The following is a 21,109-nucleotide window of genomic DNA, read 5'->3' on the forward strand; positions in this document are numbered from 1 at the left end:
GTAACACAAGCTGGAAAGCATTATGGAAAAGCAACATTCCATTATTTTCCTGATTAAAAATAAGACCATCGCACTGGTTGTCTTATTTTTAATGAAAATAACCCGCACCCTTCGCGTCCGCGCCCTGGCCTGGTTCGCCGGAGGGAAAATCAACTATCGACACGCGAAAGCGTTACTGAACCTCGCCAGCGCCATACATCGTTTTTCGATCAGGTTACTGCGTTTTGTTACACCACCCGCCCTGAAGAGGGGGAATTGATTATGTCCGGAACTACTCTGTTAATTAACCTGGCTGGCGCCATCGCTTTGCTGCTCTGGGGCAGCCATATGATTTCGACTGCGCTGCAGCGCGGCTTCGGCACGCCGCTGCGCAACTGGATGGGACGCCACCTGACCAGCCGCTGGACGGCTCTGCTCGCCGGGATCGGCATTACCGGCGTTCTGCAAAGCAGCACCGCGGTGAGCATGATGGCGACGTCGTTCACCGCCGCCGGGACGCTGAGCCTTGCCCCTGCCCTGGCGGTGATGCTCGGCGCTAACATCGGCTCCACGCTGGTGGTGCAGCTGATGAGCTTCAATATGGAAATGGCCATCCCGCTGCTTCTGCTGGCCGGGTTTGTGGTCTTTAAGCTGCGCGACCATTCCAACTTTGAGAGCGTGGGCTGCGCCCTGATTGGCCTCGGTTTGATGCTGCTTGCCCTGCATTTACTGAGCGGCACGCTGGCGGAAATCGAAGTCACCCCGGTGTTTCACGCCGTCATGCAGGGGTTGCAGGGCGATATCTTAATCGCCCTGCTGGTGGCCGCGATCCTGACGCTACTGTGCCACTCCAGCGTGGCGATTATTCTGCTGATCGCTTCCCTCGCAGCCACTGGCGCGATGGGGCCGGAAACAGCGCTGATCCTGGTGATGGGCGCCAATATTGGCGGGGCGCTGCCGCCGGTACTCAACGCGGGCTCCGCCGTGGCTCGTCGCCTGCCCGTGGGCAACCTGATTGTTCGCCTGGCCGGCTGCGCGCTGGCGCTGTTACTGCTCCCGCTGCTGACGGATCTCGCGCAGAAGTCCGGGCTGAGCACGCCGCAGCTTGTAGTGTGGTTCCACACCGCGTTTAGCGCCGTGCTCGCGCTGCTGTTTATCGGCCTGACCGCGCCGATGGCGCGTTTCCTGGAGCGCCTGTTCCCGGAAGAAGAGCGCGTGGGTGACCCTGGGATGCCGATGTATCTGGACGATGCCGGCCTCGAAGTGGCCTACATCGGTCTGTCCAACTCAGTCCGCGAATCTCTGCGCGCCGCCGACATGCTAACCATCATGCTGGACCGCCTGCTGGTGCTGTTTGTCACCCAGGAAAAGCAGGCCGCCGATGAGATTCGCCAGCTCGATCAGTCGGTGGATCTGCTCAGCGCTGCGGTGCGTGCTTACCTGGCCGATATCAGCCACGACGGGCTGAACGACGCGGATGCCGATCGCGCCCAGGAAATCCTGATGTTCATCATCAACTTCGAGCACGCGGGAGACATTCTTTCCAGCAACCTGACCCAACTGGCAACGCGCCGCGCTCGCCGGGGCGAACTGTTCAGCGACTTTGAGTTGCACAATATTCGCCTGCTGCACGCGGAGATCCTCACCAGCCTGCGCCTCGGCATCGCCGCGTTTATGCGTGAAGACTTATCCGCTGCCCATCAGCTGGTGCAACGCAAGGAAACCATTCGTCAGCTCGAGGCTTCCGCCAGCCGCGAGCACTTCAAAAAACTGCGAGAGGACAAAAATGCCTGGGCGGAATCCGGCGACATTTTCCAGCGAGTGCTGCGGGACTACCGCCGCGTGCATCACCACATCGCGGCCGTGGCCTACCCGGTGATCGACCGCCTGGGCGATAAGTCGCTGCGCTTTATCGAAACGCCGCCGGACGCTTAAAAAACAATAACCGCCGCAAGGTGGACGAAGCATCTTTTCAAGGAAAGCAACGTTAAGGTACAGAAAAGTGAGAGTTTTAATCTGCGCAGGTCGGTTTTATGCCGACACCCACACCCTCACCCGCGTGCTGGATTTATATGCCAGCACGCAGACAATGAATGTGCTGATCCACGGGGGGCATCAGTCGCTCGGCGGGGCCATTGAAACCTGGGCACGCGGCACCGACGTACACGTTATTCGCTACCCGGCCAACTGGGCGCTGCACGGCAAATATGCGGAGACCCGCCGCAATCTGTTTATGCTGGAGGACAGCCGCCCCGACGTGCTGCTGGCTTTTCCTGGGGGAGAAGACACGGCGGAGTGCGTACGAATGGCGCGCAGTTCCGGCGTGAAGGTAATAGAGATTTAATCCACCCGGGCTGCGGCAGGCTAATGTTACCGCAGCCCGTTTTTTTTAGGCCGCGACGGGTGCCAGGTTTACGTCTTTCAGGAATTCGGTAATGCGCGGGTTCTCTCCGCTGCGCAAAGCCTGAGGAGAGTCATCGCAGACGACGCGCCCTTTTTCCATAAACACAATTCTGTCCGACACGCTGAACGCGAAGTTCATCTCGTGGGTGACGATCACCATCGTAATGCCCTCTTCCGCCAGGTTCTCAATCACCTGCAGCACCTCATTCACCTTTTCAGGATCCAGCGCCGAGGTAGGCTCATCAAACAGCATGATTTGCGGACGCATCATTAAAGCCCGCGCAATCGCCACCCTTTGTTGCTGCCCGCCGGAAAGCTGGTGCGGGTACTTGTGGGCGTGCTCCAGCATGCCGACTTTGCGCAGCAACACGCAGGCCTCGCGCTTCAGCTCTGCATCCGTCGCCAGGCGATGGTAGTGCGGGGCCAGCATCAGGTTCTTCATCACCGTTAAGTGCGGGAACAGGTTAAAGCCCTGGAACACCATGCCAATGTTCAGTCGATGGGCGGCGTTTTCAACATACTGTGGCTTCTGGGCCCCGTGTTTTTCCAGGCGAATAAACGGCTGGCCGTTGATCAGGATCTCGCCGTTATCCAGCTGCTCGAGGCCGTTCAGCAGACGAATCAGCGTGGTTTTGCCTGAGCCCGACGGGCCAATAACCGACACCACTTCACCGGGCTTGATGTCCAGGTTCACCGCACCAAGCACCTCCACGTTGTTGTAGGCCTTGTGTAGCTTGCGAGCCTGCAGGGCGGGAGTATTCACGGCCAGCGCCGGGCGAGCAACCAGCCCGCTTTCTTGAGTAGCCATCGCTTCCAGTTCGGCTTCCGGCAGGCGTGCGGTTTTGCGCTGGGTGACATCCAGCCTTTTTTCCAGCAGCTTCAGCAGGAAGTCAAAAACGGTCACGATAAACACGTAATAGAAAGCCACCGCCGCCATGGTTTCCATCACCAGGAAGTTTTGCGAGTAAAGCCGCTGCCCAACCATCAGGATCTCAGTCAGAGAAATCACCGACACCAGCGAGCTAAGCTTGACGATGGAGATGTATTCGTTCGCCAGAGACGGCAGCGCCACCCGCAGCGCCTGCGGCACGATAACCAGCCACTGAATGCCCGCATAGCGCAGCCCCAGGGCATGGGCGGCCTCACGCTGCCCGCGCGGGATAGCAAGCAGGCCACCACGGTGAATCTCGGCAATGTAGGCCGTTTCACTCAGCACCAGCGCGATAAGCCCGGCCCAGAACGGGTCGCTTAACAAAGCCGAGCTGCCGGGCAGCGCCTGAGGCAGATTGTAGACAAAAATCAGCAGCACCAGCAGCGGCAGGCTGCGGAACAGCCAGATATACGCCCGCGCCGGTAAAGAGAGCCAGGGAGAGGCCGCCTGTTTGCCCAGCGCCAGAAGAAAGCCCAACCCAATGCTGATGACCCAACTCAGCAGGCTCAGCTTAATCACGGTCCAGGTTGCCAGCCAAAAATCAGCGTTGCTAAACAGGCTGAATAAATAGTTCCAGTCAAAAGACATATCCGCACTCCCCGGCGATGAAAATTACAAACTGCTGGCCTGAATTTCGGCTTCGGACGGCTCCGCCAGGTGATACTTTTTCACTAAGGCCGAGTATTTGCCGCTCGCTTTAAAGGCCGCAATGCCGTCGTTCAGCGCTTTTTTCAATTCAGGGTTGGTTTTACTCACGCCAAGCCCCACCAGCACCGGGTAAAGCAGTTCGGTCGAGGTTACCGCCAGCCGCCCTTTCATTTTGTCCACCACCTGGCTGGCTACAGCGGCGTCGGTCATCTGCACTTCAACCGCGTGGGAAAGCAGCGCCTGGGTGGTTTGTGGGTCGGTGGAGAATTCGCTGACCGTAATCGGCTTCAGCCCCTGCTTCACGCAGTAATCCGCCGACAGCGTGTGCAGTTTTTCCAGCCAGTAAGTGCCCTGCATCGAGCCGACTTTATGCCCGCAAAGCTCTTCTGGCTTGGTTGGCTTGAAGCTGGCGTTGCTCAGCGTCAGCAGCGACTCACCGGTTTTCAGGTACGGCACCATGTCGATCACCTTTTGGCGCTCCGGGGTGATAAACAGCGCGGAGGCAATCAGCTCGAAGCGCTTCGCCTGCAGGCCGGGGATCAGGCTGGTGAAACGGGTATCCACGTAATTGGGCTTCAGCTTCATCGCTTCGGCCACGCCGTTGATAAATTCAATATCGAAGCCCGCCGGGGTTTTGCCGTCGAGATATTCGTAAGGCGGGAAGGTAATGTCGCTGCCTACCGTAAGCTGCCCGGGGGTCATCACGGCCGCCTGAGCCCCGCCGCTGAGCAGTAAAGGCAGCGCCGCCGCCATGCAGGAAAATAACGCCTTGCTGTGTGAGGATGTAAACATGCGATGACTCCAGTGCAGGTGGTTAATCATTTTTATGGATGCCAAAACGGCGGCACCTTAAACAACGTATGATTTTCGCGCCGGGGAATGCCTTGCAATATATTCGCCAGGACGATAATCACTCGATGAGCGTTTGCGATGGGGCCATGCTGCAGGAGAAGCGCGTCGGGATAAAGGACGAAAAATATGCCTTACCTCTATAAAAAATTGTTTTAATGCAATGCCGTTTTTTTTGCACCAGCGAAGCGCAAAACATTAATTCCTCAAAAGAAAGCCAATAAAGACATATTTCAGGCAGATAATTGAACATTTAAATATTCACCCGCACCAAAAAAGTGCAGTTTAATTTTCTCTTGCCACTTTTTGGGGAACACTCGTGGCCAATAAAAGCAAAAATATTTTTTCAGCGCAGGTTTTTTACCGTTTGCGACGACCACACAAGTACCTGGCATGGGCCTTGCTGCAGATTGACTGAATAGCCTGAAGCTCTCTTCGAGGCTGCATTGACAATAAAAAAGCGGGGTTAGCGCCATGACACATTTCACGCTCAAGCAGCTCAAGTACTTTGTCACCGTCGTGGAGGCGCAGAGCATCGCCGAAGCCTCAAGGCAGCTGCATATCGCCCAGCCTTCCGTATCCATTGCCATCAAAAACCTGGAAGACACCTTTGAGCAGCAGTTTTTTATTCGCCACCACGCCCAGGGCGTTTCGCTCACGCCCGGCGGGCTGCGGTTTTATGAAAAAGCCCGCGAGCTGCTGCGGCTTTCATACCAGTTTGAGCAAAATGCCAAAGCGGATAACGACCTGGTTTCCGGCACTATCGCCATCGGCTGCTTCGAGTCCGCGGCCCCGCTTTATCTGCCTCGCCTAATTGCCGGGTTTCGCAAGCTTTACCCTGACATTACCATCCGGCTGTACGACGGGGAGCAAAACGAGCTGACCCACGGGCTGCACCGCGGCCGCTTCGACCTGGCCTTTATGTACAATCTGGAGTTAGAGAGCACGCTGCACACCGAAAAACTGAACGCCCCACAAAAGCCATACGCCCTGCTCCCGGCGGCGCATCCGCTGGCGGGGAAAACATCCGTGACGCTCAAAGAACTCAGCCGTGAACCGATGATCCTGCTGGACGTTATTCCCAGCAAAAGCTACTTCATGAACATTTTCACCGACAAAGGGCTGCACCCGGAGGTGGCCTACAGTTCGCCGTCGATTGAAATGGTGCGCTGCATGGTCGGCCAGGGCATGGGTTTTTCGGTGCTGGTCACCCGCCCCTGCACCGACATAACCTATGACGGCCAGCGCGTTAAGCAAGTGGAAATCATTGATGATATGGCGGCCTCCACGCTGGTGATGGCTTATTTACGCAATAACGAGCCAACCCGGCCGACGCGCTTATTTATGGATTACTGCCGCACTTTTGAGCTGATGCCGGAAACCCTGGCCGAAAATTAAAAAGAGGTGTTTCACCGTATTAAAATACAGGAAATTCATAGCCTCCAGATTGAGCCTACTTTATTTATACCTTATCCCTAGATTTATAATATTTTACGGAATGTCTGCCGCTTAATAACCTTGTGCCATCGCGAAGCTGCGCTGAATCATATTTCCCAGGCACCAAGGAAACAGACATGACCGAAATAAAAACACAGACAGATACCCTTGTGATTGGCGCCGGCCAGGCAGGGATCGCCATGAGCGAGCACCTGACGCGCCTCGGCATTCCCCATCTGGTGCTGGAGAAAAACCGCATTGCCGAAGCCTGGCGCAGCGGCCGCTGGGATTCGCTGGTCGCCAACGGCCCGGCCTGGCACGACCGCTTTCCTGGCCTTGAGTTTGACGCCGCCGACCCGGACAGTTTTATCCCCAAAGATGAAGTGGCGAACTACTTCGAAAACTACGCCCGGAAATTTGAAGCGCCGGTAAAAACGGGCGTGGAAGTGAAAAGCGTGACGCGCAATCACGGCAGGCCGGGTTTCACGGTGGAAACCAGCGACGGTATTGTCGAAGCAAAGCATATCGTGGCTGCCACCGGGCCTTTCCAGCGCCCCGTCGTCCCGGCCATTGCTCCGGCAGATGACGGGCTGTACCAGATCCACTCCGCCGCCTACAAAAACCCGGCTCAGCTTCCGACTGGTGCGGTGCTTGTGGTGGGCGCAGGCTCTTCCGGGGTGCAAATCGCCGATGAGCTACAGCGGGCGGGCAAGCAGGTTTACCTCTCCGTGGGTGCCCACGACCGCCCTCCCCGCGCCTACCGCAACCGGGACTTCTGCTGGTGGCTGGGGGTGCTTGGGCTGTGGGATGCGGCGGCCAATCAGCCGGGCAAAGAACACGTCACCATTGCGGTGAGCGGCGCTCGCGGCGGCCACACCGTTGATTTCCGGGCGCTCGCGCACCAGGGCATTCACCTCGTCGGTCTGACCCAGCGCTTTGCCGGAGGCAAAGTCTTTTTTGAAGATAACCTGGCGCACAACATCCGCCAGGGCGACGAAAACTACCTGGCCCTGCTGGACGCCGCCGATGCGTGGATTGCCCGCAACGGGATCGATCTACCCGAAGAGCCGCAGGCCCGTGTCTTCCCGGCCGATCCGCTGTGCGTCACCCAGCCCACGCTGGAACTGAACCTGGCCGAAGCGGGCATCACGTCGATTATCTGGGCTACCGGATACGCCCCGGACTACGGCTGGCTCAACGTGGATGCTTTTGATGCTCAGGGCAAACCCCGCCACCAGCGCGGCGTTTCCAGCGAGCCGGGCGTCTATTTCCTCGGCCTGCCGTGGCTTTCCCGCCGGGGCTCAACGTTTATCTGGGGCGTGTGGCATGACGCGAAATACATCGCCGACCACATTGAAACCCAGCGCAAGTACAGCCGCTACCTTGATGCTTCCCAGCGCTAACCTTTTTGCCAACAAGGAATTAACCGATGCCAACGCATACCCGTATTCGCATGTTTAACACCAAAGAGACTTACCCTAACCAGTCGCTGAACAACGATCTCTGCCAGGCGGTGCGCGCCGGGAACACCGTGTATGTGCGCGGCCAGGTCGGGACGGATTTTGAAGGCAATTTGATTGGGCTGGGCGACCCGCAGGCGCAGGCAGAACAGGCGATGAAGAACGTTAAGCAACTGCTGGAGGAAGCCGGGAGCGACCTTTCCCACATCGTCAAAACCACGACTTATATTATCGACCCGCGCTACCGTGAGCCGGTGTATCAGGAAGTCGGCAAATGGCTGAGAGGCGTCTTTCCCATTTCTACCGGGTTGGTGGTTTCCGCCCTCGGCCAGCCACAGTGGCTGATGGAAATTGACGTTATCGCGGTGATCCCGGACGAGATTCAGGGGGAAAAATGACCTTTTCCATTGCCGCACGCTGCCGGGAAACCGGCCAGCTTGGCATCGCCATTAGCTCGTCCAGCATCGCGGTCGGCGCTCGCTGCCCGTGGCTGGTGCCGGGCGTGGGCGCGGTGTCGAGCCAGAATATAACACTGCCCGCGCTGGGGCCGATGGTGCTGTCGAAGCTGGGCGAAGGTGTTGCGCCGCAGGAGGCGCTAAAGCTGGTCGCCAGTGAACATCTGCACGGCGACTACCGGCAGGTGACGGCCATAGACAGTAACGGTAAAACGGCCTGCCACAGCGGCGTTAATTCACTGGGCATTTACCACGCCGTGGAGGGAGATAACTGCGTGGCGGCGGGCAATATGCTGGCCGATAAGTCAGTGATTAACGCCATGATCGAACGCTTCGAACAAAGTCCCGGCCCGTTGGCTGACAGGCTGATGGCCGCCCTTGAAGCGGCGCTGGAAAAAGGGGGCGAAGCCGGGCCGGTACACTCGGCGGCGTTAAAGGTGGTGGACACCGTCGCCTGGCCGGTTGTCGACCTGCGCGTGGACTGGGCGGACGAAAACCCGATTGCCGCACTGCATTCGCTCTGGCTGGCCTATAAACCACAAATGCAGGATTACCTGATCCGTGCGCTCGATCCGCGCGAAGCCCCCAGCTACGGCGTACCCGGCGATGAATAAACACCTGATTCCTTTATTGCAGAAGTTGCTGGCGCGGGACACCACCAGCCGGGAGTCCAACCTGGCGCTGATCCAGGATATTCATGATTATCTCACCGAATGGGGTATCAGCGCGGAGCTGTTTCACAGCGCAGACGGGCGTAAAGCCAATCTTTATGCGACGCTTGGCCCGGCAGGTGGCGGCGGCGTGATGCTCTCCGGCCATACCGACGTGGTGCCGGTGGACGGGCAACAGTGGAGCGTCCCTCCTTTCGACATGACTTACCGGGATGGCCGCTACTACGGGCGGGGTGCGGCGGACATGAAGGGCTTTATTGCCTGTGTGCTGGCCTCCGTCCCGGCGTTTCTTGCCCAGCCGCTGAGAATGCCGCTGCACTTCGCCTTCTCCTACGACGAAGAGGTCGGCTGCCTCGGCGTGCGCAGCCTGGTGGAGCACCTCCGTGCTTCCAAAGAGAAACCCGCGCTTTGCATTGTCGGGGAGCCAACCGAAATGCGCCCGGTTTACGGGCACAAAGGGAAAATCGCCATGCGTTGCGAGGTGCACGGCCATGCCTGCCACTCTGCCTATGCGCCACAAGGCGTGAACGCCATTGAATATGCCGCCCGGCTTATCGGCAAACTGGGAGAAGTTCGCGAGACGCTGACCCAAAAAACGGATGCCCGCTTTGATCCCCCCTTCAGCACGCTTCAGGTTGGCACCATTCACGGCGGCAGCGCGCTGAACATTGTGCCGCAGGAATGCCAGTTTGATTTTGAAATCCGATACCTGCCGGGCGTCGAAGCCACGGCGGCGATCGCCGACATTCAGGGCTATGCGCAGCAAAACCTGGTGCCCGCCATGCAAAGTGTTTCCCCGGCAAGCGCTATCCGGTTTACTCCTCTGAGCCACTACCCCGGCCTGCTGACGGACGCGCAGTCTGAATTTGCCGGATGGCTGGCGCAGTGGTGCGGCAGCGCTGATTTCAGCACCGTGGCGTTTGGCACCGAAGGCGGGCTTTTTGACGAAGCCGGGATCGCCACGCTGATTTGTGGCCCCGGCAGCATGGAACAGGGGCATAAGCCCGATGAGTTTGTTGCCGAAGAGCAACTGCAAAAGTGCATGGCGATGCTGGAGAACCTGCGCCAGTGGATGAGCGCCTGATCGCTAAAAAGCGCGCCTGTATTTAGCGCGCGAACCGCTTTTTCGCCGCCTCAGTCACTGGCGTGTACAGTGAAATCAGCGTGCCTTCCGGGTCACGAAATTGCATGTTACGGTTGCCCCACGGCATCTCTTTGGGCTCGTGTACCATCTCGACGTGGCCGTTTAAACGCGCAAACTCCGCGTCCACATCTTCCACCCTAAACTCCAGAATGACCGAGCGGTTGCTGGCAGGCTCCGCGCTTCCCGCTTTAAAGAGCGGGACGGTTTCCGCGCTTCCTATGGCGATAACCCCCACCGGCGTGATAATTTCGGCGAAAACCGGGGCCAGCCAGTCGGCTCGAGCGCCGGTCACCTGTTCATAAAACGGCACCATTTGCTGCATGTTTTGCACAATCAGACGGACAGACACAAATTTCATTGATGATCTCCTTATGGGCGGCGAACGGCGCGGCCCTGAAGGCATCATCTTCCAGGCATGCTGCCAGCGTGGTGGCAACAGGATATAAAAATGCGGCGAGCAGACAGATTATTTCAGTTGATCCAGATCCTCAGGCGCGCCTCTCGCCCTGTCACCGCCGCGCGCCTTGCCGAAGAGCTGGAGGTATCAAAACGCACGGTTTACCGGGATATCGCCGACCTGGCCGGGCAGCGGGTGCCGGTGGAGGGAGAAGCCGGGAGCGGGTACACCCTCAGCGCGGACTACGACATGCCCGCCCTGATGTTCACCCCCGATGAGCTGGAAGCCCTGCTGTTAGGCGCGGAGTTTGTCAGCAGGTTGCCGGACGCGACGCTCGCCAATAACGCCCAGGATGTGCTGACGAAAATCCTGTCGGCCCTGCCGGAAAGGCTGGCGCGGACTGTCACAAGTTCAGCGGTGGCGATCAGGCCGGATATCGTGCCAGCGCAGCAACCCGATACTCGCCTTATCAGAGCCGCCATTCGGCAAGGTAAAAAGTTGCGGCTCCGCTACCGGGCAGTCAAGGATGAAATGTCTGTAAGGGTTGTCTGGCCGGTTGTGCTGGGCTATGACCTTGAGCGCTGTTTACTTATTGCCTGGTGCGAAACCAGAAATGATTTTCGCCACTTCCGCGCCGACCGCATTGAGGAAATAACTATGCTGGAGGAGAAAATACCGTTAGCGGCAGACGCGCTGAAAGAAAACTGGCGGCGCTGGCGGGAGGAGAATAAATAAAGGTGATTGTTATCGATAATGTAATTGTTGCATTCCGTGGTTTTATTTTAAAGGCCGTGTCGCAGTTTTCTATATTAGCAGATTTTTAAGCACTGTGTTTTTGTCCAGCAAGGTATAATGTTCCGGCAGGTAAGGTTTTAACGTCAGAGGTGAGTAATATTCCCCGAAGCATAAATGATTAAATAACGCGACATAGAGGTGTCTCACCACCTTTATGCCGCTAACCACAGGCAACTAAAGAGGAGTTGAATATGGCTGCGAAGGATTTTAAGCCAGAAGTATCTATTTCCAAAACGAATTCAAACAAACCTGAAACTAAGGCTGAAGTTTGCGATTCGGTGCGCAATAAATCAGATAAAGGTTTGCCGGAAGCCCCGCTTTCCCGCGCTGAGTTCTATGACCGGGTGCGGTATGACTATCTGCCGCTCCAGGGCGAATGGATTTCACAGGCGGGCTTTACGCCAGGGATGCCGATAAAAATCAGAGTGATGCCCGACTGTATTGTGATCACCACCCAGAACAGCCGCGAGCTGTGGGGCTGTGCCGAAGGGTTGAGCGTCACGCATTTCAACAAGAAGAAGATGAACCAGTGGATCAAGGATTTTCCAGGGGCACTGAACGATACCGGCGATATCCCGGTCATCAGACGGGAGTCTCCCCGCTATGACTGCCTGAAGCGGGGCAAGAGCTGAGGTTTAATGTGAAAATCCCGGCTTTTTAAAGGCGGGGATTAAGTCAGATTCAAGAACCTAAAAGAGGAATTATTATTTCAGTATATAATCGAATTTTTCGTCCCAGTTAAATTTTAGATCTTGCTGTTTAGTTCTTTCAAAAACATGAATTATTTTATTAAAATACTCCCCAAGGGATTTTTTCGACAACTCAGAATCTAACCAAATTATTTTTACTGGTCTTTCTACGTCAGAACTAAGAGTGTCCCACAATGCATCGAGATTTTTACCATAGTAAGGGCCAAAATATAACAATTCAGACATGACATGATGGAAATCTGCTTCCGTTAGAATGTTTGAACCATCCAAAATTACCTCACCAGTTCTCATTTCCAATTACCTGTTGAAGTTGCATTTTTATAATGGTCTGTTGTTATGTAAAGCTTACCATCATTTGAATACAATAATCTGGTTACAGCTTGATTAGTTCTTAACATAGTGTTGTTTATCCATATATTACCGCCTGCGCACCCGCCACCACGTCCGCCGTACTGTTGCCTGCCAGGCCACCCGCCAGCCCTGCCGCCAGGGTGCTCAGCGCGCTGATAGTCTGCTTCTGCTCTTCACTAAGGTCTTCCCGCTTTATCCCCGGGTACATCTGCTGCGCGAGGAATTCCGCAGTGGTCGCCCCCGCCGCGCCTGATAGCGCATTATTGCCTTGTGTTGTTATTAGTGGTTATCGCTGTGAGTTATCATTATTTTCTGGATACTCTTCACTAAAAAATCTGTAAGTTGCCTCCAGCATTTCCGCATAAAATGGATCAGCAGAAATCTCTTTATATCTAGTATAAATTTTTGAGATTAAATCATCAGAGAACTCTATTCTAAATGGTGTTCCGCTATATTGAACCAAACCATCCATTGCTATGCCTAAAACTGGAGCCGACATATGTAACACATGCTCTTCAACATACTGTAGTGCATACTCTTTGTTGAGTTCAAAAAGATGCATTAGACAAAGTGAATCCAAATAAATATCACCCACCCCTTCTGTCAAAATTATTTCCTTACAGAACCCCTCGCATTCAATTGCATCATGAAAATGCAACTCTGCTAATGCACTAGCAGCCTCATCTGGTGGATTGTCAAATGAATTTATATCTGCACAACCATATTTTATATAGTTATCGAGTTCTAAAATTAACTTATCTCTTGATTTTTTTGACATGATTTTATCCTTAAACGTTCCCGTAGTAACGGTAGCTAAACGTTTTTCCCCGCTAGGTAAAACTCTCCATACTGCATTTATCCTTACTGAACCATTTGTACCTTTAAGGACATGTGCATCGCCGCTCACCATAGTTACATATAGTTTACCATTTGCATCAGGCAACATCTTAATACCGTTTTCCATCCGAGCAACTTTTTGAATTATTTTTACCGTCGCTCCAGATACAATAGTATTGCCGCCGATATCCCCCAACACTTTCCCTTGCAAAGATCCAACCATTTGTCCTGCAAGTTCTGGGTTATTCACTAACGCATAGTCATATAGCTGATTCCACTCAGCAACAGAGATTTTAATTGCATCGTAGGTTTTATCATAGTTCCAGATGGCACTTGCGAGGTCAGCAATGGTATCCATAGGATGTAGAATAGTGTTGACGGCGCCTTCTAAGCTTTCTGATACTCCGTCTCCTTATAGCTATCTCTCTCTCAGCGCCGCCAGATAGACATCACGCTCTTTCTGCGAGGCGTTTTCTCCCGACGTGTGCAGGCCCGGATTGTTTTTAACGTAAAAACCTAGCCTCTGCGTCCAGGATTTTTTAGTTTAGCGATTCGGGAACCTACTTTTTATCACTAACAAATCGATTGATAACGTTCATCCTGTTTCATTAAAGGCAAGATATCTTCTTCCCATAAACGATGTTGAATCACCTGACCCTCTGTTGGATCAACTTGACTATCCAAATATTTTTTTACAGCATTAATGACAAAATTAAAATCAGTCTTGCTTAAATTACAAAAATTTAGCTGATCCAAGACTGACATCTCTGTTATCGATTCATGAATATTTATATATTCTCCTTTCAATACTTCATCAAGAAGTATTTCTATAGCATCAGACGCCCCCCTATTTAAAGTTACATACAACTCTTTATCCTTAGAGCATCCAATAAAAAAAGTAGCACCCATAATTACCTCATAATAATGATTTTATCTTGCTGATTTTTATGCAACCTTTAACAAGGTTCAATAAAAAATGAATCAATTACTCCTCTAAATAATACACCCCACGAGAGCCTTCAAGTGAGGCATACATATTCATGGCTTCCTGCCCCTCTGCTATGTACTCTATATCAATGGGTTCAGGAGGAAAACTTGGATTATTAAAATCTCCTTGTAAGAATTCTTTATATTGCTCAAGAATATAAATCAACTGCTCTACAATAAGGATAACCCTTTGCTCTTTAACGTATTCACAGGCAATAAAAACAAAATCATTTGTTACCATTACCCAATGAGAATTACCTATACCAAAAAGCCATCTGGTGCTATGCTGGATTCTAGGTTAGTTACATTATCAATCCAAATATCAATAGAGTTTAGATAGAATTGAATGTCATCATATAACCAGCCTGCTAACTCTCAGGAACCATAGCACAAAGTGGTTTTATCTGTTGATAACCATAATTTTTTACCTACTGGTGTAAAATCTTTACTGTTATTGTTCCACCAGAAATTCATTCTGTCATTTAGCATTAGTATTCCTACTAACTGAGAAGGTAAGATGACTAAGAGACACCTCAACTAGGCATTAGGATCCTCGTAACGCTTATCTTGTTTTATTAAAGGCTCAATTTCGTTGTTCCATACTACTTTTTGAAATAATTGTGCTTCTGTCGGCTCGATTATTTCTATTAAATAATTACGAATTGCCTTTATTGCTATGTTGAAATATTTTTTCTCTAGATCATAAAAATTAATTTGATCAAGAAAATAAACTTCCATTATTGTTTCATAAAGAGTGGGGTATTTTGTATTTAATGCCTTATCAAATAACACCTCCAAAGCTCCTGATGCACTTCTGTTTAACACAACACTTAAATTATCGCCACTATTTTTACTATAGCCAACACCAATATATAAACCCATGATTACCTCAATATAATAATTTTATCCTGTTGTGATTTTGGAAGTGTTTTAACATAACCCATAAATATCTGTTGATTCTTGGGTGTTAACACACTGAAATCAACCAGAACTATATCTGCCTTATTTAAATGTTTAATGATTTGATCTTGACCAGGAGGAAGCGCCCCGGCTTCTCTCGAAACCGTCATGTTTTTTTCATAGAACTTGTTAATACCATCTATTTCCACTTGTTTTAGATTTTTTGTTGTATACATCAAATCAACTGTTTTACCTTTGTTCGGCCCAGTTGTGATAACAAAATCCGCATTTGCTGTACCAACGGTTCCTTCTGGTAGCCTTTCCATTTTACCCAATGAGGTTTCCAATCTTGCAGCTGCCTCTGCTGGATTATATTTTCCGTTGCCTAATGCATCTTTAGTATTAAGTCGGCTATGACCTTCAAGTGGTGTGACATTAACTTTTACTTCGTGAATGCCATCTATGTTCTTAACCAACTGATTCGTTGTATCCGGCAAATGCTCAAGTTTCGGTATTTTTTTGCCAGATACGGCGCCGCGCCGCCGGCAAGCGCCTTCGACAGGTCTCCACCCGCCAGCCCCTGCACCGCCGCCGTTGCCGCATGGATGCCCTGCTGAATGGCGCTCCCGGTGCCGTAAGGGGCCATTGCCGTGTTGTAGGCTTTATCCGCTATCTGTTCGGCCGTTGGCTCTTTATTCCCTTTGGCAATCAGTTCCGCTCTCGCCGCCTCCAGAGCCGCCGGGTCTTTTTTCGCCTTCAGGCCCGCGATATCCCCCTGCGTCCGCGCGATATCAGCCGCTTGGTTCCCGATTTCCGAGATAAGCTGCGCTTCCTGCAACCGCTTCTGCTCTTTCTCTTTGTCGAAGATAGGGCTCAGTGTCTGGTTAGTTAATAAAAATCATCTTGTGTGAGCTGCTTCCCTGTCGGGATAACTTCATCTTTATCAAAGGATAAAAGATATTCCTCGTCATAAAGTTTTATTGAGTACCCATAAAGTATCCCATCTTCTTCGCTGACTCCCATAACACCACCTTTTTTACCTGCATATTTCTTATTTTTTTCTTTGCAATCAGAGGATATTTTTACCTCTTGATAAAAACCAATTTTATTTTCCATAAATATGAATCCTTGGTTATTTATGTGTAATTCGTCCATCCAGAGATATATTTAAGTGAGAGCCATCTCTTGTTGCCCAACTCTATTGGGCTTTACCTTTGGGTGATAACTGAACATCCCATTCAAAAGCCTGTCCCGCTGTACGAGATGGGCCTTTTACTTCTGGTTAATAGCCATCGATAAAGATAGCTCATCTGTTAAGCAATCTTTTTCTATATGGAATATAATAAGACAACCATATTAATGCCCCTAAAATAAAACCAATTACTGCCATTTTAAAAGCAATATACAATTGATGATTACCGAAAAAATCATTATACACTCCACTTCCCGGTAGCCATTGAAAAACAAGACTAATAAAAAACATAAAAACAGAAGCGACAGTGCAAGAATAGACTAGCAACATAGCTATCTTCCAAGTTGGTATTTTCATCATTTATTTTTTTCCTCTACAATTTTATTTGCAGATTGATTGACAAATCCCGACAGCACAGAGTCGGCAACATTAGCTGCCACTGATGGCACAGTACTTTGAGGAACTGGCTTAGATATTGTCCACCCCCCTGTTTGAATCCAATCATATTTTTTTGACACTGGATTAAACACATTGTCGAACGGTATTTTGATCATATTACCTACTGCATACCCAGTACCTGCACTTGCTTTACTCGTTAATGCCGAAATAAATGGATCATCACCACTGATTAGAGCCTGGTAATAGCCACCTGCTGCATTCCATGACACCGTTGGATTATACCCCTTACCGACTGTAACCCCACCAATAATTACCGAACCAATAACATCTGAAAGTTTCACTTTGCCGGTCGTGCCATATTGAATACCTGCACTTGCTGTGCCTGTAATTTCCACCGCAATGAGCTGTTCTTTAGTATTATTCACGGCATTAGTAATAATGGCTTTTCCGCCCATAATCGCTACAGGCCAGGAGGTTGGGGTCATTATCACATCCATAACCCGATCACCAGTCGTGATATTATCCTGGAGGAATTTAAGATCGGTTCCGTTAAGGTAATTAACCAAGGCTGCAGCGCTTGGATCTTTCAGCTTTTCATCCAGCCTGATTTGATGCGGATTAGCATCATTTGCCACGTTAGTGTACCCTTGGATTAGCTCCTGCCAACTCACACAAGTCACACCTCCACCGGTACAGGCATCAATCAGTTCTTTACTGTTTTTATTGCTAATGTCGATGTATTTCTCGACCACTTTTTTACAGTCGCCACCCGATTTTTTGCAATCCAGCATTTCTTTATCAAGCTGACGGGCTTCTTTCTCATTGAGGTAGTTATTCTCAACCGCATTCTTCCCTGTCTGCGCACCCGCCACCACATCCGCCGTGCTGTTACCTGCCAGGCCACCCGCCAGCCCCGCCGCCAGGGTGCCCAGTGCGCTGATAGTCTGCTTCTGCTCTTCGCTCAGGTCGCTGACTTTCTTGCCCGGATACAGCGCTCCCATCACGACTTTTGCCATCAGCTCTCCGCTGACCGCACCTGCCGCGCCCGCCGCAGCGCTGTTGCCCGCGGCATAAGATACGACTGCCCCCACCACCGCATGCGCCATAGCCTGCACCGCCGCCGTTGCCGCCTGGATGCCCTGCTGAATGGCGCTCCCGGTGCCGTAAGGGGCCATTTCCGTGTTGTAGGCTTTATCCGCTATCTGTTCGGCCGTCGGCTCTTTATTCCCTTTGGCAATCAGTTCCGCTCTCGCCGCCTCCAGAGCCTCCGGGTCTTTTTTCGCCTTCAGGCCCGATATCTCACCCTGCGTCCGCGCAATATCCGCCGCCTGGTTCCCAATCTCCGAGATAAGCTGCGCTGCCTGCAGCCGCTTCTGCTCTTTCTCTTTGTCGAAGATAGGACTCAGCGTCTGGTTCGCATGCTCCGCGTCGCGGCTCAGGTCGGCCACATCCTGCTGCTGTTTGTCTTTATCACGTACCGTGATGGTGCCCGCCGACCGGGTCGTTGAGCTGTCGTGCCCCTCTTTGTTGACTCCAGTCAGCAGCGTGTTCGCCAGGTTCCCCGCGAACTGCTTGCCCATCTCGCTCATCCCACCGCCGGGGGTGAACCCTGCGCTCTGGTGTTCCACCTTGTAATCGGCCTGGTTGTGGATATCCCCGCAGCCCAGCGTGCCGGTATCCAGGCGGTTTTTGTCTGCCGACGCCCTAGAACCAATCACCGCACCGGTTAGGTGAAAATTCTACTTATGCGTGCACTGGTTTTCCGGGGGTATTACCCTCCCAAAGCGCATCTTGCCTGAAAGTGAAAAATACAGGGCAAAAAAAGCCCTCCAGCCAAGGGCTGGAATTTGTACTTACGCAGGTAGCCGGGCAAGTAAGCTAGTTACTTTTTCCGTATCTTCCGGGTGAAATCGTAAATACTTCTCACTTGCAAGTCGTACGTAGTGATAACAGGTTTCTTCACTAACGATAGTAGTATCTGCTTCAGAGGGAGGATAACCAACAGCAAATTCAACACCTTCAAAATGTTCACTTTCGTCATAACTTTCCATATCAGGAAAGAAGCAATAAACTCCATCTCTCATAAATGAATGCTTTTTAATAATACTTTCAATAGACATCAAGAAATCACCATCGTTATACATGAGGTCAAAATAATTTTTTACAACCACGTAAGGGTCTGATTTTATATAAGGCAAACCAAACAAAAATTTCATTTATTTAATCCTGTTTGGGATGGAAGTTTGTTACTCGACCTGTGTTTTTATCGAGATAAATTCTAAAGTTCACTCCACCAGCTGTAGCATCATATGCTGACTGACCATTGTGTATTGCATCTCTATACCCTTTCGTAGCGGCCTCTTGCCCTAGATCTAACATTATCTTGTCAGTGTATATTTTCGGATCATAGATAATTTTCTTTTCTGGATTTGGTTTATATTCCCCAGTTAAATTCCCCGAGCGATCTTTGGTAGGAACTAAGTATTCAACTTCAGAAATACCTTTAATATTCGTAGGTTTCTCACTTACGATTTTTACGCCATATTGTTTAACGGCACCATAAAACGCATCAGCATTATGCCCACCTGAGATCCCACTCTTTTGAGTAAACCCATCAACAGTTGCAAGGTGTTTCGGTTGATCAATTCTGAAACTCATCCCATCAGGGTAAATAATCGTGGTGATACCTTTGTCAATATTAGTCTTGTAAGGCAATGAATTCCCGTCATATTTACCAGCAGGATATTCAACATTCGTCACCGTTTTATCCGGTTTTGGGCTAAATTCACCCTCACCGGCCTTCCAGGCTGGTGGCGGAATATCAGGCATCGTCTTTTCAGCTCTGAATGCTATTTTAGCGATTACCCTTTCCGTCAGTGCCACGCCTGCTTTTGTAACACCAACTCCACCTGTAACAGTCGCCAACAGATCTGACATAAGTTTACCGGCTTCAACCCCGGCATTGTATGCACCACCTGCTCCTGCCCGCTGGTATTCCGACTCCATCAGATTGATTCTATCAATGTAGCTTTGTTTCACGGTATCTGACACGGTGCTAAACATGTCGTCACTCGTTAACAATTGCTTAATAGCGCCTAAGGTATCTACGGGATTTGTGATGGCTTTAGATAAGCTATCTACCGATTCATAAAGCCCCAGAGGTACACCAGCCAGCATACCGGTACCATAGGCAACATCCTGCCCGACACTAATACCATGCCATTTGGTACCTACTGCCAACTGGCATGACAGATTGCCTTTGCAGGCATCAAATTCTTTATCACGCTCTGAACGTTGTTTATTGCTCAGATAGTTATTCTCAACCGCATTTTTCCCTGTCTGCGCACCCGCCACCACATCCGCCGCGCTGTTACCTGTCAGGCCTCCGACCAGCCCTGCCGCCAGGGTGCCCAGCGCGCTGATGGTCTGCTTCTGCTCTTCGCTCAGGTCTTCCCGCTTTATCCCCGGGTACATCAACTGCGCGATGAATTCCGCAGTGGTCGCCCCCGCCGCACCTGAGAGCGCATTATTGCCCTGTATCTTCGCCACCACTGCGCCCAGCACCGCATGTGCCATCAGGTTCGCTTCTGTGCTTACTTCGCCCGTTATCGGGTCAGTGGTCTTTTTGTGGATAATTTCTGCCAGATACGGCGCCGCGCCGCCGGCAAGCGCCTTCGACAGGTCTCCACCCGCCAGCCCCTGCACCGCTGCCGTCGCCGCCTGGATGCCCTGCTGTATGGCGCTCCCGGTGCCGTAAGGGGCCATTGCCGTGTTGTAGGCCTTATCCGCTATCTGTTCGGCCGTCGGCTCTTTATTCCCTTTGGCTATCAATTCCGCTCTCGCCGCTTCCAGCGCCGCCGGGTCTTTTTTCGCCTTCAGGCCCGCGATATCACCCTGCGTCCGCGCGATATCCGCCGCCTGGTTCCCGATTTCCGAGATAAGCTGCGCTGCCTGCAGTCGCTTCTGCTCTTTCTCTTTGTCGAAGATTGGGCTCAGCGTCTGGTTCGCATGCTCTGCGTCGCGGCTGAGGTTAGCCACATCCTGCTGCTGTTTGTCTTTATCACGTACCGTGATGGTGCCCGCCGACACCGCCGACCGGGTCGTTGAGCTGTCGTGCCCCTCTTTATTCACCCCGGTCAGCAGCGTGTTCGACAGGTTCCCCGCGAACTGGCCACCAATATTACCGCCGGTACTGAACCCTGCGCTCTGGTGCTCCACCTTGTAATCGGCCTGGTTGTGGATGTCCCCCCAGCCCAGCGTGCCGGTATCCAGGCGGTTTTTGTCCGCTGACGCTGTGGAGCCAATCACCGCCCCGTTAAGCTGGGTGTGCTCACCCACCGTCACGTCAAACCCGCCCTTGCCCGCAAACAGCCCGGTCTGCTCTTTCACCGAGTCGTAGTTGCTGTGCATTTTGTCCCGGCTGACGTTCACGCTTGCCGGCATATTGCTCCCGCGCCACCAGAGCTATAATCTATACCAACGCCCACGCTACAGCAGTGGCTGCTGTTGCTGCCACTGACCGTTTCGGTGTTCGACGTCAAAAACAGCAGAATAAGGAACAGGG

23 protein-coding genes and 4 pseudogenes are annotated in these 21,109 nt (G+C 51.9%); 10 read left to right on the plus strand and 17 right to left on the minus strand.

The window, feature by feature from the left end; all coding sequences use genetic code 11:
- The first annotated feature begins 22 nt into the window (after nt 1–22).
- The 3 genes from LH23_RS19575 to LH23_RS19585 all read left to right on the plus strand — a co-directional run bounded on the left by LH23_RS19575 (nt 23) and on the right by LH23_RS19585 (nt 2,323).
- On the plus strand, nt 23–259 hold the full coding sequence (locus LH23_RS19575) for a hypothetical protein (RefSeq protein WP_039294831.1): 237 nt from the start codon (nt 23–25) through the stop codon (nt 257–259).
- 2 nt (nt 260–261) lie between these two features.
- Nucleotides 262–1,914, plus strand: coding sequence for a Na/Pi cotransporter family protein (locus LH23_RS19580; protein ID WP_039294833.1), 1,653 nt, complete (start codon nt 262–264; stop codon nt 1,912–1,914).
- A gap of 67 nt (nt 1,915–1,981) precedes the next feature.
- Nucleotides 1,982–2,323 carry a DUF2493 domain-containing protein gene (locus LH23_RS19585; RefSeq protein WP_008458076.1) on the plus strand — a complete coding sequence of 114 codons (342 nt, stop codon included), beginning with the start codon at nt 1,982–1,984 and terminating at the stop codon, nt 2,321–2,323.
- Between the two features lie 45 nt (nt 2,324–2,368).
- On the opposite strand, the gene LH23_RS19590 is transcribed toward LH23_RS19585, so the two are convergent.
- The 3 genes from LH23_RS19590 to LH23_RS24095 form a co-directional block, all read right to left on the minus strand.
- Nucleotides 2,369–3,901 (minus strand): amino acid ABC transporter permease/ATP-binding protein, encoded by a 1,533-nt coding sequence (locus LH23_RS19590; protein ID WP_039294835.1) that lies wholly within the window; start codon nt 3,899–3,901, stop codon nt 2,369–2,371.
- A gap of 24 nt (nt 3,902–3,925) precedes the next feature.
- Nucleotides 3,926–4,753 (minus strand): ABC transporter substrate-binding protein, encoded by an 828-nt coding sequence (locus LH23_RS19595; RefSeq protein WP_081946134.1) that lies wholly within the window; start codon nt 4,751–4,753, stop codon nt 3,926–3,928.
- Nucleotides 4,754–5,043: 290 nt separating this feature from the next.
- Nucleotides 5,044–5,286, minus strand: a complete 243-nt coding sequence (locus LH23_RS24095) for a hypothetical protein (RefSeq protein WP_156108064.1) — start codon at nt 5,284–5,286, stop codon at nt 5,044–5,046.
- Here LH23_RS24095 and LH23_RS19600 point away from each other — a divergent pair.
- From LH23_RS19600 to argE, 5 genes are all read left to right on the plus strand, one after another.
- Nucleotides 5,285–6,208: a LysR substrate-binding domain-containing protein gene (locus LH23_RS19600; RefSeq protein ID WP_039294838.1), complete on the plus strand. Its 924-nt coding sequence runs from the start codon at nt 5,285–5,287 to the stop codon at nt 6,206–6,208. The two genes, LH23_RS24095 and LH23_RS19600, sit on opposite strands and share 2 nt — an antisense overlap.
- Nucleotides 6,209–6,384: 176 nt before the next feature.
- Nucleotides 6,385–7,650, plus strand: coding sequence for a flavin-containing monooxygenase (locus LH23_RS19605; protein WP_039294841.1), 1,266 nt, complete (start codon nt 6,385–6,387; stop codon nt 7,648–7,650).
- Nucleotides 7,651–7,676: 26 nt separating this feature from the next.
- Entirely contained in the window at nt 7,677–8,105 is a 429-nt protein-coding gene (locus LH23_RS19610; RefSeq protein ID WP_039294845.1) for a RidA family protein, read from the plus strand.
- A complete protein-coding gene (locus LH23_RS19615) occupies nt 8,102–8,776 on the plus strand; it encodes a DUF1028 domain-containing protein (RefSeq protein WP_039294848.1) in 675 nt (224 codons plus the stop codon). Before LH23_RS19610 ends, LH23_RS19615 begins: the two co-directional genes overlap by 4 nt.
- Nucleotides 8,769–9,917 carry an acetylornithine deacetylase gene (gene argE, locus LH23_RS19620; RefSeq protein ID WP_039294851.1) on the plus strand — a complete coding sequence of 383 codons (1,149 nt, stop codon included), beginning with the start codon at nt 8,769–8,771 and terminating at the stop codon, nt 9,915–9,917. Before LH23_RS19615 ends, argE begins: the two co-directional genes overlap by 8 nt.
- Before the next feature lie 22 nt (nt 9,918–9,939).
- Here argE and LH23_RS19625 read toward each other — a convergent pair whose 3' ends face one another.
- Nucleotides 9,940–10,335, minus strand: a complete 396-nt coding sequence (locus tag LH23_RS19625; protein ID WP_039294854.1) for a VOC family protein — start codon at nt 10,333–10,335, stop codon at nt 9,940–9,942.
- 90 nt (nt 10,336–10,425) lie between these two features.
- Between LH23_RS19625 and LH23_RS19630 the strand changes: the two genes are divergently transcribed.
- Both LH23_RS19630 and LH23_RS23850 read left to right on the plus strand, forming a co-directional pair.
- Complete coding sequence (locus LH23_RS19630; protein WP_039294857.1) at nt 10,426–11,109, plus strand: helix-turn-helix transcriptional regulator; 684 nt, start codon at nt 10,426–10,428, stop codon at nt 11,107–11,109.
- Between the two features lie 251 nt (nt 11,110–11,360).
- A complete protein-coding gene (locus LH23_RS23850; RefSeq protein WP_081946135.1) occupies nt 11,361–11,801 on the plus strand; it encodes a SymE family type I addiction module toxin in 441 nt (146 codons plus the stop codon).
- A 72-nt stretch (nt 11,802–11,873) separates the two neighbouring features.
- On the opposite strand, the gene LH23_RS19640 is transcribed toward LH23_RS23850, so the two are convergent.
- The 13 genes and pseudogenes from LH23_RS19640 to LH23_RS23140 all read right to left on the minus strand — a co-directional run.
- A complete protein-coding gene (locus LH23_RS19640; protein ID WP_039294860.1) occupies nt 11,874–12,170 on the minus strand; it encodes a barstar family protein in 297 nt (98 codons plus the stop codon).
- Nucleotides 12,171–12,300: 130 nt separating this feature from the next.
- Nucleotides 12,301–12,498: pseudogene (locus tag LH23_RS23660) on the minus strand (VENN motif pre-toxin domain-containing protein); the annotation flags it as partial.
- Nucleotides 12,499–12,516: 18 nt separating this feature from the next.
- On the minus strand, nt 12,517–13,425 hold the full coding sequence (locus tag LH23_RS19645) for a hypothetical protein (RefSeq protein ID WP_039294863.1): 909 nt from the start codon (nt 13,423–13,425) through the stop codon (nt 12,517–12,519).
- A gap of 215 nt (nt 13,426–13,640) precedes the next feature.
- Nucleotides 13,641–13,976 carry a hypothetical protein gene (locus LH23_RS19650; protein WP_039294866.1) on the minus strand — a complete coding sequence of 112 codons (336 nt, stop codon included), beginning with the start codon at nt 13,974–13,976 and terminating at the stop codon, nt 13,641–13,643.
- 76 nt (nt 13,977–14,052) lie between these two features.
- The gene (locus LH23_RS19655) at nt 14,053–14,295 is read right to left on the minus strand and encodes a hypothetical protein (protein ID WP_039294869.1); all 243 of its coding nucleotides are present in this window, start codon (nt 14,293–14,295) and stop codon (nt 14,053–14,055) included.
- Between the two features lie 296 nt (nt 14,296–14,591).
- Nucleotides 14,592–14,936 (minus strand): hypothetical protein, encoded by a 345-nt coding sequence (locus tag LH23_RS19660; protein WP_052050366.1) that lies wholly within the window; start codon nt 14,934–14,936, stop codon nt 14,592–14,594.
- 2 nt (nt 14,937–14,938) lie between these two features.
- A complete protein-coding gene (locus LH23_RS19665; protein ID WP_156108065.1) occupies nt 14,939–15,430 on the minus strand; it encodes a hypothetical protein in 492 nt (163 codons plus the stop codon).
- Nucleotides 15,431–15,471: 41 nt separating this feature from the next.
- Nucleotides 15,472–15,840: pseudogene (locus LH23_RS19670) on the minus strand (hypothetical protein); the annotation flags it as partial.
- A gap of 2 nt (nt 15,841–15,842) precedes the next feature.
- Nucleotides 15,843–16,070, minus strand: coding sequence for an Imm31 family immunity protein (locus LH23_RS19675; protein ID WP_039294876.1), 228 nt, complete (start codon nt 16,068–16,070; stop codon nt 15,843–15,845).
- A gap of 190 nt (nt 16,071–16,260) precedes the next feature.
- A complete protein-coding gene (locus LH23_RS19680; protein ID WP_039294879.1) occupies nt 16,261–16,506 on the minus strand; it encodes a hypothetical protein in 246 nt (81 codons plus the stop codon).
- Nucleotides 16,503–18,275: pseudogene (locus LH23_RS19685) on the minus strand (VENN motif pre-toxin domain-containing protein); the annotation flags it as partial. The gene LH23_RS19680 and the pseudogene LH23_RS19685, both read right to left, overlap by 4 nt.
- Before the next feature lie 123 nt (nt 18,276–18,398).
- Entirely contained in the window at nt 18,399–18,761 is a 363-nt protein-coding gene (gene cdiI / locus LH23_RS23670) for a ribonuclease toxin immunity protein CdiI (protein ID WP_071842754.1), read from the minus strand.
- A 4-nt stretch (nt 18,762–18,765) separates the two neighbouring features.
- Nucleotides 18,766–20,982, minus strand: a pseudogene (locus LH23_RS23140) (VENN motif pre-toxin domain-containing protein); the annotation flags it as partial.
- Between the last annotated feature and the right edge of the window lie 127 nt (nt 20,983–21,109).

Source organism: Cedecea neteri (genome assembly GCF_000758305.1).
GTDB lineage: Bacteria > Pseudomonadota > Gammaproteobacteria > Enterobacterales > Enterobacteriaceae > Cedecea > Cedecea neteri_C.